Source organism: Streptomyces milbemycinicus, from assembly GCF_002154605.1.
Lineage (GTDB): Bacteria > Actinomycetota > Actinomycetes > Streptomycetales > Streptomycetaceae > Streptomyces > Streptomyces milbemycinicus.
In genome coordinates this window covers 1-10,978 of record NZ_MUNE01000896.1, presented here as the reverse complement: position 1 = coordinate 10,978, position 10,978 = coordinate 1, and the positions used below count along the sequence as shown (strand labels likewise).

At 71.6% G+C, this 10,978-nt stretch carries 5 protein-coding genes and 1 pseudogene; 3 read left to right on the top strand and 3 right to left on the bottom strand.

Going from position 1 to position 10,978, the window contains the following annotated elements; all coding sequences use genetic code 11:
* Positions 1 to 286 (top strand): annotated as a pseudogene (locus tag CCN51_RS55465) (hypothetical protein); the annotation flags it as partial.
* A 58-nt stretch (positions 287 to 344) separates the two neighbouring features.
* Here the strand turns inward: CCN51_RS55465 and CCN51_RS48460 are convergent.
* A complete protein-coding gene (locus CCN51_RS48460; protein WP_014172739.1) occupies positions 345 to 4,349 on the bottom strand; it encodes an SDR family NAD(P)-dependent oxidoreductase in 4,005 nt (1,334 codons plus the stop codon).
* Between the two features lie 43 nt (positions 4,350 to 4,392).
* On the bottom strand, positions 4,393 to 5,598 hold the full coding sequence (locus CCN51_RS48455; protein WP_014172738.1) for an MFS transporter: 1,206 nt from the start codon (positions 5,596 to 5,598) through the stop codon (positions 4,393 to 4,395).
* A gap of 61 nt (positions 5,599 to 5,659) precedes the next feature.
* On the opposite strand from CCN51_RS48455, the gene CCN51_RS48450 reads away from it, so the two are divergent.
* Entirely contained in the window at positions 5,660 to 7,144 is a 1,485-nt protein-coding gene (locus CCN51_RS48450) for a class I adenylate-forming enzyme family protein (protein WP_014172737.1), read from the top strand.
* Positions 7,145 to 7,180: 36 nt separating this feature from the next.
* On the opposite strand, the gene CCN51_RS48445 is transcribed toward CCN51_RS48450, so the two are convergent.
* On the bottom strand, positions 7,181 to 9,637 hold the full coding sequence (locus CCN51_RS48445) for an L-tyrosine/L-tryptophan isonitrile synthase family protein (protein WP_014172736.1): 2,457 nt from the start codon (positions 9,635 to 9,637) through the stop codon (positions 7,181 to 7,183).
* A 657-nt stretch (positions 9,638 to 10,294) separates the two neighbouring features.
* Here CCN51_RS48445 and CCN51_RS48440 point away from each other — a divergent pair.
* Positions 10,295 to 10,978 (top strand): hypothetical protein (locus tag CCN51_RS48440; protein ID WP_086861061.1); only part of this gene is annotated, 684 nt, incomplete at its 3' end.

The window sequence follows — 10,978 nt, the reverse complement described above, 5'->3', positions numbered from 1 at the left end:
GGAGATCGGCGTGCCGCCGCGGGAGATCGACGACGAGGAGATCGCCCGGTACTGGCGAGTCTTCGACGCGGCGGCACGGGCCGCCGAGCGGCACCGGCCCACCCGTTTCCCCGGACCGCTCCTTCTGCTGCGGCCGCGGCGCCCGGGACGGCCGCAGGCCGGTGCGGCGGGCGGCTGGGGCACTCTGGCCGACGGCGGGGTGGAGGTGCGCCGGGTACCGGGCGACCACTTCACGGTCCTGGGCGCCGACGCGGCCGCGGAACTCGGCAGGATTCTGACCGGCTGACCAGGGCGTTGGCAGTGGCCGAGGCCGAGGCCGGGGCCGTGGCACCGACGCCCCGGCGTCAGCCCTCCTGCTCCCGCAGGGCGGTGGCGAGAGCCCGTACCGTCGGATGTCGGTACAGCGCGCGCAATGGCAGCCTGCGTTCCAGCCGCCGGGCGACCTCGTGCTGCAGCCGTGCGGCGAACAACGAGTTTCCGCCGACTTCGAAGAAGCTCTCCTCCCGGCCGATGAACCCACGGCCCAGGACGTCGCAGACGACACGGGCGATATCGGTCTCAAGACCCGCCTTCGGCGGCCGGGTCCGTGAGGGATCACCGCTGCCGATCGCCAGGCGCGCCAGGGCAGTGCCATCGATCTCTCCGGCCGGGGTGTGCGGCAGGGCCGGCACGGAGGCGACATGGACGGGCACACCGCCGCCGGTGACGCCTGCCGCGGCGGTCAGTACGTCTTCGGCCCGCGCCCCGCCTGTGTACCCGAGGAGAACGGCCCGCCGGGTCGCCGTGTCGGCCAGCAGCGGGCTGATGTCCGGGTTGTGCGCGTCCAGGCCGATCAGCAGGTGGCGTTCGGCGCCGGTGCATGCGAGGAGCAGCGAGCCGAGGCCCTGTGCCGGTGTGATCGGGCGGAATCCGCGGGCCGCCGCGGCGGCCGTCATCGGCCCGTCGGCGTTCATGCCGACACCACTCCACTGGCTCCAGGCGAGCGACCGCACATCACGCCCCCTGCTGCGGGACCAGTACGCGGCGAAGGCGTCCTGGAAGCTGCTGGCCGCGGCGTAGGCGCCGAAGCCCGTGCCGCCGAAGTAGCCGTTCACCGAGGAGAAGAGCAGGAGACAGGCGTCCGGCCGATCGTCCAGCAGATGTGCCGCCGCGAGTGTGCCCGCCGTTTTGGGCGCGAGTGTCTGCTCGTACTCCTCGGACGGTTCGCGTGCCACCACATGTGCGGTGATGTCGTCCCACTGATGGCGCAGGGACCGCCCGGCCAGGTGGAGTACTCCTGCCAGCGGTTGCCGCCAGGTCTGCTCGGCTCTGGCCACCGCGTCGCCGAGCGCGTCGGGGTCGGTCACGTCGGCGCGCTCGTAACGGATCTCGCCCTTGCCCTCCGGCGGCAGCGGGGAGGGAGCGGGTGTCTCGGCGGCGTCCCGGCGGCCGAGCAGCAGGACCTTGGCGCCGTACGCGGCCGCCAGGTGGTGTGCGATCTCCTGGCCGATTCCGCCGGAACCGCCGGTGATGGCGTACAGGGCGCCTTCGTGGAACGCCTCACCGGGCCGGGAGAGAGCCGGCGCGGCGATCGGCTGGAGCCGGGCGGCCAGGCGCCGCCCGGCGGCGTAGCGCGTCAGTGTCTCCCCGGAAGAGGCGAGTTCGGCGCGGATCGCGGTGATCAGGGCCGCGCGTCCGGCGTTGTCGGCCACGTCGATCAGGCGCGTCACCCCCTCTCCACGCTCGGTCGCCACGCTCCTCACCAGCCCGGTGAGCGCTCCGTTGGCCAGCGACCCCGCGGCCGTCGGCGCGGGCGAAGCCCCCTCCGCGGCGACGGGGAGCCGGGTCGCCACCAGAAGCGCGGCGGCCGGCCATGGGCTGTCGGCCAGCGCTCGGACCAGCCTCGCGACGGACAGCGCCCCACGGCGCAGGCCGCCAGGGACGTCCTCGGGGGCGTCACCGGCGAGCGACCAGGCGTGGACGATCCCATCGACTTGCGGGTGTTCGCGCGCGATGGCCGTCAGCAGCGCTCGGTAGCCGGCTTCGTCCTCGGGGTCCAGCCGATAGCCGTCCGCCTGCTCGCGCAGGCCGTAGGGCCCGTCCGCCGGGCGGACGACGATCACCGGGCCGGGCATCCGCGCCGCCGTGGCCCCGGTCAGGAGACCGTCCTGGTGGTCGTCGGCAAACACGACGAGGGGGTTGGGGGCCTCAGTCGGGGGTGCGGCGCCGCGCAGCGGGGCCTCTTCCCACACTGGGGCGAAGAACCAGGGCGGCACGGTGCGCGGGCCCTCCTCGACGACTTCCAGCCGGCGAAGGCGCTCGTCGAAGGAGCCGGCGGTGTAGGACGCCAGGAGCTGTCCGCGCTGGATCTTGCCCGAGACGGTGCGCGGGAACTCCCCGGCGGCCAGCGGCACGACACGGTACGGAGCGAGGCCGGTCCGCGCGGCGACGGCGGTCGTGATGGCGCGGACGAGGGCCGCTTGATGTGAGAGACCGTCATCGGACCGTTCGGGTTGCCCGGTGGCGTCGGGCGCGGGGTCGGGTACGAAGAAGACCAGCAGGCGGTCGGTGCCGATGTCGGGGGAGAAGAGTCCGCAGGCCGCCGCCGAGGACGGTGCGACGCCCGGGATCGAGGTCACGATGTCCTCGATCTCGTGGCAGAAGTAGTTCGCCCCGTTGACGATGATGAGGTCGCGCTCCCGCCCGGCGATGACGAGGCCGCCGTCCCAGACGAAGGCCAGGTCTCCGGTCCGGAACCAGCCATCGGCGGTGTACGCCTCGGCGTTCGCCTCCTCGTTGCCGAAGTAGCCCGTCATCATGGTCTCGCCGCTCACCTCCAGGCGGCCCACACGGCCGCGTGGCACCACCGCCCCGTGCGCGTCGACGATGCGCAGCAGGGCCCCGGGCACCGGCTCGCCGACCGAGGTGAAGGTGACGGTCCGGGGGGAGCCCGGCCGCGCGGGCCGCAGATCCCCGCCCAGGGAATCCTGGTCGAGCACGACCACACCGAGGGTCCGGTCGTCGCGCGACAGCGGGGCGTGGGTGACCGCGGAGGCCGTTTCCGACATGCCCCAGACGACCATCATGACGTCGGGCCGCAGGCCGTGGCGGGCGAGGAGGGTGAGAAAGGTGTGCGCGGTGCCGCTGACGACCGGCTCACCGCCGTTGTAGACGACCCGCAGCGAGCTGAGGTCCCACCGGCCTTCGGCGATTTCGTCGGCGTGCCGGTTGACCAGCGCGAAGGCGAAGTTGGGGGCCGAGATGTTGGTGACGCGGTAGCGGTCGATCCAGTCGAGCCAGTTCAGGGGGCGGGCGGCGAACATGTCGGGGGTGACGTTCACCTGGGCGCAGCACAGAAACACATCCCGGGTGTGTGCCATCACCGAGCCCATCACATGGTCCATCGCGATCCAGTTGAGGGTGACGTCCTCCTCGGTGAGCCGGTTCACCACGGCGTCTCCCCAGGTGCGGGCCACGATGCTGTGATGGTTGTGCCGTACGCACTTGGGCAGTCCGGTGCTGCCCGATGTGAGCAGGTTGAGCGCGGGACTGTCGGGCCTCGCCGCGAACCAGTCCCGGTCCCTGCGGTCGGCCATGATGTCGGCGATGGCGGCCACCCGGACACCTGTGCCCCACTGCCCTGACAGGGCGTCCGCCAGCTCCGCGGCGTCGAGGTCGGTGAGGATCAGCGGATGGCCGAGCAACGACCAGGTGTTGCGGAGCTTGCCCGAGCCCCGTTCCCCGTCCGGGACCACGGCCAGCGGGGCGGGAAGGAAACCGCCGAGGACGCAGGCCCAGAAGGCGGTCACGAAGGAGCGGTTGGCGTCGAACTGGAAGAGGACCGAGTCGCCCGGGCGCAGACCGAGCGCGCGTAACCCGGTCAGGGCGCGCTCGGCGTCGGCGAGGAGCCTGGGGTAGGTCATATGGACACTGGTGCCTTGCCGGGTCAGGAAGGTGATCCCTCGGTCCGGTGCCTCCTCCGCGGCCCTGGCCAGGGCCGCCTGCAGGGTACGAGGGTGGTCGACGGGCAGACCGAGTGAGCCTGAGCCGAGGATGGAGGGTTCCCGGGCACCGTCCTCGACCGGTGTTCCGTACTCGGCCGGTGTTTCGTACTCGGCCGGTGTTTCGTCGTCGGGCGCCGCGGTGGCGACTTCGGTGGTGTCCGTGCCCGTCCCCTCCGCCGCGTCCGTCGGCTCCCGCGCCAATCCCGTGGGCAGCACATCGGCGAGGTGCCGGCCACGTATGGGCAGCGGGACCCGCCAGTCCAGCGCGACCGCTTCGGAAACCTGCGGGAGCGCCTGAACGGCCGACCTGATCTTGCCGAGCACCTCGGCCGGAACATCGGACATCTGTGCCTGGGGCTCGTTCAACGATTCTCCTCCTGTCGTCGAGGCGCTGCGGGGCATCATCGGGTCACTCGCGTATGTCGGCCTTTCCGAGCGGGCCCAGCCAGAAGCAGCCGGTGACGGCGGCCATGAGCACGGCCGATCCGGCGTACACCACCGCGATACGTCCGGTGACGCTGATGAGCCAGGCGCCGATGAAGGCGCCGATGGGCTGTGCCGACCAGGCGAGCACCTGTCCGGTCGTCTGCACGCGGCCCAGAAGATGGTCGGGTACGACGGTCTGACGTAGCGTCAGGGTCCTGACGGCGTAGACGGACGGCAGCCCGGCCGCGCACGCCCAGAACACCGCGCCGAGGCGGATATCGGTGCTGACCGAAAGCCCCAGCACCAGGACGCTCCAGCACATCATCACCCCCAGGGTGGTCGTGGTGAACGACGCCCGGCGCGCGAGGCGGCTGAAGGTGAACAGCGCGGCGGCGGTGCCCAGAGCCCCGCAGGCGAACAACAGACCGACCTGCGCATCGTCGGCTCCCAGCCGCTGATGGGCGAACAGGACGAGCTGGGACGTGACGGTGGAGCCGATCAGGTTGTACAGCGCCGCGTGCAGGGCGATGCCGCGCAGCACCGGGTCGGCCAGCACATACCGCAGTCCGGTGCCGACGTCGGAGGCGACGGAGCGCCGTTCCTCCCGTGGCGGGTCGCCGCTGAAGCGGGTGCGGATGGCCAGGAGCAGGGTCGCCGCGAGCCAGAACGAGACGGCGTCGATGGCGAAGACACCGGTGACCGGTAACCCGCCGCCGATCAGCGCTCCCGCCAGAAGGGGCCCGGTGACCTGCGCCGCCGCGTATCCGGCGCGCAGTTTCCCATTGGCGTCCGCCAGTTCGTCCCGGGACACCAGAGTGGGGATCGCCGTGCTCTCCACCGCGGAGGAGACAATCCCCAGAGACGTGTTGACGAATGCCACCGCGTACACGGCCCACACGGTCAGCATGTCCAGGCCGCCGAGGACCGGGAGGACCGCGATCGTCAGCCCTCGGGCCACCACCGCGTCGACCAGTGCGCGGCGGCGGTCCACCCGGTCCACCCAGGCGCCGATCACCAGGCCGAACAGTAGGTAGGGCAGGAACCCGGCGACGGTGGTGAGCGCGAGGTTCACCGCGGAGCCGGTGAGTCTGAACACCAGGAGTGGCAGACCGAAGGCCGTGAAAGACGATCCGACATTCGATATCGTCTGGCTGATCAGAAACAGCCGGTAGTCGCGCCGCCGCGGCATGGTGCCAACCTACATGAGGCGATCGGGGCGTTCGAGACCCAGCGAAAAGGCAGGACCGTACATGCCTTCTCCCCAGCAGGAGTCCACGGAGTCCACTGAGTCCACCGTCACCATCGGCGAACGCATCGGGCAGCTGGCCGCCGAACACCCGGCCGCCACCGCCGTCCTGTCGGTGGCGCCGAACGGCGGTGTGTCGGAGCTGACTTGGGCTGAGCTCGAGCGGCTGACCAACTGCGCGGCGCGCGGCCTCGCCGAGCGCGGTGTCACCTCGCGGAGAACGGTGGCGGTGGCCCTGCCCGCCGGTCCGGACCATGTGGTGGCGACCGTCGCCGCCTGGAAACTCGGCAGCCTGGTGGTGCCGCTCGATCCGCAGGGAACGGCGGCCGAGCGTGCCGCCCTCGCCGCCGCGATCGGCGAACACGTGCTGATCGGCGACGTTGACGGGGCGGCTGTACGGCCGGGGTGGTGGCGCGAGCGCCGGCACAGCGACACTCCGCTCCCGCGACAAGGCACACCGCGGTCCGCCACGCTGACCGGCGGTACGACGGGGCTGCCCCGGGTGATCGTGCGGCCGCGGCCGTGGACGTACCGGCCGGGCGCCTGGGAGGCTCGGCACGACAAGGCGCAGGGCATGCGGCTCGGGCAGACGCAATTGCTGGTCCTGCCGCTGTACCACACCGGTTTCCAGGCGCTGTACCAGGGCCTGGCGCTCGACCACCGGGTCATCATCATGGAGCGGTTCGTTCCGTCGCTGTTCCTGAAGCTCGTGCAGGAACACCGGGTCAGCTATGTACGGATGGTGGCGGCGATGATGCGGATGCTGCTCGATGTGCCGGGGCTCAGGGACTACGACCTGTCCAGCATCGAGACGCTGCACCACGGCGCGGGCCCCTGCCCGGAGCAGGTCAAGCGGGCCTGGCTGGAGCTGATCGATCCCGGGCGGGTGTATGAGATCTACGCCAGCCAGGAGCGGGTCGGCAGGACAGTGATCCGGGGCGACGAGTGGCTGAAACGCCCGGGCAGCGTCGGCCGTCCGACCGACTGCGAGATACGGATCTACGACGAGGGCGGGCGGCAGCTGCCGGCCGGTGAGGTCGGCGAGGTCTTCATGCGGACACCGGGTGTCGGACAGCCGAGCTACCTCGGCGACGGACCGCGCCTGCCCGAGCGGGACGGCTTCCTCACCGTCGGCGACCTCGGCCACCTGGACGCTGACGGCTACCTCTACCTCGTGGACCGCAAGAGCAACGTGATCAACGTGGGCGGGAAAAACGTCTACCCCGCCGAGGTCGAGGCGGTGTTGCTGGAGATGCCCGGCGTCGCCGACGCCGTCGTCACCGGACGACGACACGAGTACCTGGGAGAGGCCGTGCACGCGCTCGTCGTACCGTCCGACCCGGCCGATCCGGTCACCACCGCGGCCGTCGACGCGTACTGCCGCGAACGGCTGTCCGACGCCAAGGTGCCCATGACATGCCAGATCGTGGCGAGCGTCCCCCGCCAGAGCAGCGGAAAGGTGCGCAGGGCCGAACTCGGGGAGCGCTGATCCGGCCGCGCCGGGCGGGTCCTGCCGGCTCACGGCTCATCTCCGCCGCAGGCGCGTGGTGCGCAGAAACGCCGGATCGATACGGGCGCCGGCCCCGTCGCCCCTCGCCTGGGTGGCGGTCACCGGGACCATGGCGAACGGCTGTTGCGGACCGAGCAGCGGTGAGTACAGGGGGACGAAGCACTGGTCCCGCAGAGCCACCGCGAACTCGCGGGAGACGACCCCCCGGGTGTCGATGGCACCAGTGGCGTGCGCGGACGACAGGGCGGTGCCGCCCAGCAGGTTGAGACCGATTCTGCCGGGCGCGGGCCGCAGCGACACCTGCACTCCACCGGGAACGAGCTTGGATCGGTAGCCGGTGTGCGCGTCGGCATGCCAGGTGGCGACGTACCGGAGAGCGTCGTCCCACGCGGTGGTCAGGACCTCCTTGCGCGCCGCGATGACTTCGGGCGCCGCGCAGTCCTCGGCCAGGTTGTACAGGTCGGCGTAGACCTCGCTCCACCACGATCCGGTGGCGGGCACGGTGCCGGGCGTGCCGGGCGTGCCGGGCGTCCGTACGGAGAAGACCAGCGACCGGAAAAGATCGGCGAAATTGCCCCGCGGGTCGCGCAGGTCCGCCTCGCGGAGCGTACGCAGCGGCCCGGAGGTGATGTCGAGGCCGCGCAGGGCAGCGCGGTACTCGGCCAGAATACGGGCGCGCAGGGCCCGGTGGGCCGTCACGAACGCGGTGCCCTGATGCCGTTCCGCGAGTTCGTCGTAGGCGACGATCTCGACGACTTTGCCGGACAGGCCCGCGGCCCCCGCGTATCTGCTCATGATGAGCATGCCCTCCTCGAGCTTCGCGGCCGAGTGGGCGCGATAGTGCTGGTTGTCCGCCGCCAGGAAGAAGAACAGACCGGGGGAGTACACCTGATGAACGGCCTCCATGAGCTCCAGGAGGCGGATCAGCATCGCCAGTTCGGCGAGATCGGGAAGGTCGCCGACTGCCTTGAGCTTGCTGTGGGCGAACTTGTTGGGGAAGAACACCATGGCCATCGGGACCGGTTCGCCGCGCCGGACGAAGGGGAGCATTTCCCTCAACGCCAGCTCGGGCGGGTAGTTGGAGCTGGGCCCGTGCTTGAACTGTTTGCGTTGCAGGATGTGATGCATCAGGCGCACGGCCCGCTCGGCGTCGGTCGGCGCCCCGACCAGCCGACGCCCCAGCGTGTCCCGGGCGGCGCGGGCGGTGCGGTCGGCATTGCGCCGGGCGGCCGTGACCAGGTGGTCGACGAACCGTCGGGTCTCCTCGCCACTCCACCGTACGGCGTGCTGTTCGATCGCCGGATTGTGCCGCAGCACATCCAGCCGCAGGGACGACAGCGACCGCGCGGCCGGCAGTGTCGGAGCGGCAGTTGTGTTGGCCGGTGCGGCGGCCGGCGACTGCATTTCCAGGGCCTGCACCACATCCGGCCGATCCGGTACCTGTGGCGCGAGGGAGGAGGGCATGGGCACGTCACCGGACCAGGTGCGATCGTCACCACCGGACCCGGTGCGGTCGTCATGCCCGACAACGAGCAGCGTCGCTCCCGGGAACTGGCGCCCGAACGCCTCCCAGCCGACCGGAGCCCGCGCGGTGGGGCCCAGCACCGCGAGACAGGCGACGACTTCCGCTCGCCGATCCCACCGGGCGAGCGCCGCCGCGGCCGCGGCGGGCCCGGCGCCGTCTGCCGAGCGCGGGGTCAGCACCGTCGGATCGGGCACTCCGTACCGTGCGAGGCCCGATGCGTAGCCGGCGGCCGGGCAGCCCGGCCCCTCGGTCAGGAAGACGGTCTCCCCGCCCGCGTGCCACACATCCCGGCATAACTGCGGCAGACCGGGCAGGGCCCGCTCGCCACCACCCGTAAGAGGACCGATCAGAACCACAGGCAGCGGCTTGTCCGGGAGGACCCGGCACTCCCGTGCCCGATCCTGGAGCTTGGCCAGCAGGTGCGCGAGGGCGCGCTCCTGCTGTTCCGGCACGCTGTGTGCCCATGCGGCCCAGCTCGCGTCCGCGGAGAGCAGGCGTGCGGTGTCCGGCCGCAGATAACGCATCTCCGCCGCAAGAACCTCCCTGAACGCCGCGCCCGGGTCCTTAGGCGCGTCCGGACGCGCCCGCGAGAAGGCCTCCGCCAGGGCATGCAGCGTGTTGGGGACGGTGGCTGCCGCATTCCCCGACGACCAGGCGGTGAGGGCGCCAAGGTCGGTATCCGACTCCCGCGCCGCTCGCAGGGTCGCCGCGCGACGCGTCATCAGACCGGCGGCGCCGGATACGGACAGGCTGTCCATGACCAGGACCCGGCCGGTGGCTGCCAGGTCCGCACGCAGCTCGAAGGCCGTGTCCGGCCCAAGAGGGTCGGCGAACACCAGTCCGTAGCTGTCCAGTGCGGTACGGAAGACCCGTACCAGGGGCCGCACGAAATACTCCACGACGAAGGTGAGATCGTCCGTGCCAGCGCCGCCCGGACGCCTGTCCATGATCTTTCGGAGCAGTCCGGGACAGTTCTTGAGGGCCCTCGTCGTGACGGCCAACGACCCACCATGGCAAGCCGGGTGAGCCGGCACGACCTCGATCGGCCCTACGGTCGTGCCGCCGTCATCGCCGCTGGTCGCGGCGGTCGGGCTACCGGGTGGACGGAGAGCTACGTGCAGTCGAAGCACAGGATCGGCTCGGATCAGGCGCCGCGCCAGGGCATACGGCGTCCGAGGCGGAGACGGCCCGACCGAATCCACCGCATCTCCATCGGCCCGCGTCGGGACGAGAGTGTCACCCATGGGTCCAAGACCTCCCCACGCTCAGTCAACAGGAGCGGCCACGGGATGAACGGGACTGTGGACTATGCCGCAGTCACGCTCACACCATGCCCCATCATCACCACTAGCCAAGAGCGGGTGCTTCTACACCCCTGCTGGTTGCGAGGCGCGGTGTGAACAGTTCCCACCCTCCGGGCCGTATACGACAAGGTGAACGCCCGTGACCTCCATCAGCCCGCTCGTCTGCGACGAACGCCTGACAGGGTCGCACGCCCGGCGCACGTAAGGCCGCGGCGGTGGGTGACCGTGCCGAGTGATCCCGCGACGGGGCACCAGGGCCGTGCCGGGGGATCCCGGCCCGATGCCCGGGCGGGAGCGTGCGTGCGGGCCGGTGTGTTCGCGGTGCTCGGCACGGTGCTCGCCGCGTTCGGCCACCATGCGATCGCCGAAGGAACGGTGCCGTGGCGGCTGGTGAGCTGCTTGGCCACGGCGCAGTTCGCGGGGGTCTGGCCCCTGGCCCGGCGCCACTGCCCGCCCGCCGCGACCATGCTGTTCACGCTGGCGACGCAAGGCGTGCTGCACCTGGCGTTGTCCTGGGCGGACGGCGACACGCAGACGGGGACACCAGGGCACGCGGTGCACACCGGGCACCTCACGGCGGCGCCGGGCGACGGACATGCCTGGCATCACGCCGGGACGGCGATGACGACCGTCCACACGCTCGCCGCGCTGGCCGTGGCCTGGCTGCTGCACCGCGCGGACGCCCGGATGGTGACCGCGCTGGACACGCTGCGCACCCTGGCCAGGGCCGCCGCGGCCGCCCTGGCCCAGGCGCTGCCACGGCCGGTCAGCGGCGCGGGGCGTCTGCTCCGGCTGCCCGGCCGGCAGGCATGGGGTCGCGACGACCTACCGGTACGGGCAGAAGGGGAGGTGCTGAAGCATGTGGTGGTGCGCAGGGGACCGCCGCAGCCGGAGCGCCACCTCCCGTCCCGCGCCGGCCCCGACCATCCACGGGACCGGTCAAACCCGTGGCAGCAAGGAGTCCCTGTGCCCAAGCGCCCGCAC

Bases quoted from the DNA above. Each gene is read 5' to 3' on its own strand.
- CCN51_RS48450 (WP_014172737.1), top strand. From the start codon at position 5,660: ATGCCTTCTCCCCAGCAGGAGTCCACGGAGTCCACTGAGTCCACCGTC.
- CCN51_RS48445 (WP_014172736.1), bottom strand. From the start codon at position 9,637: ATGGACAGGCGTCCGGGCGGCGCTGGCACGGACGATCTCACCTTCGTC.
- CCN51_RS48455 (WP_014172738.1), bottom strand. From the start codon at position 5,598: ATGCCGCGGCGGCGCGACTACCGGCTGTTTCTGATCAGCCAGACGATA.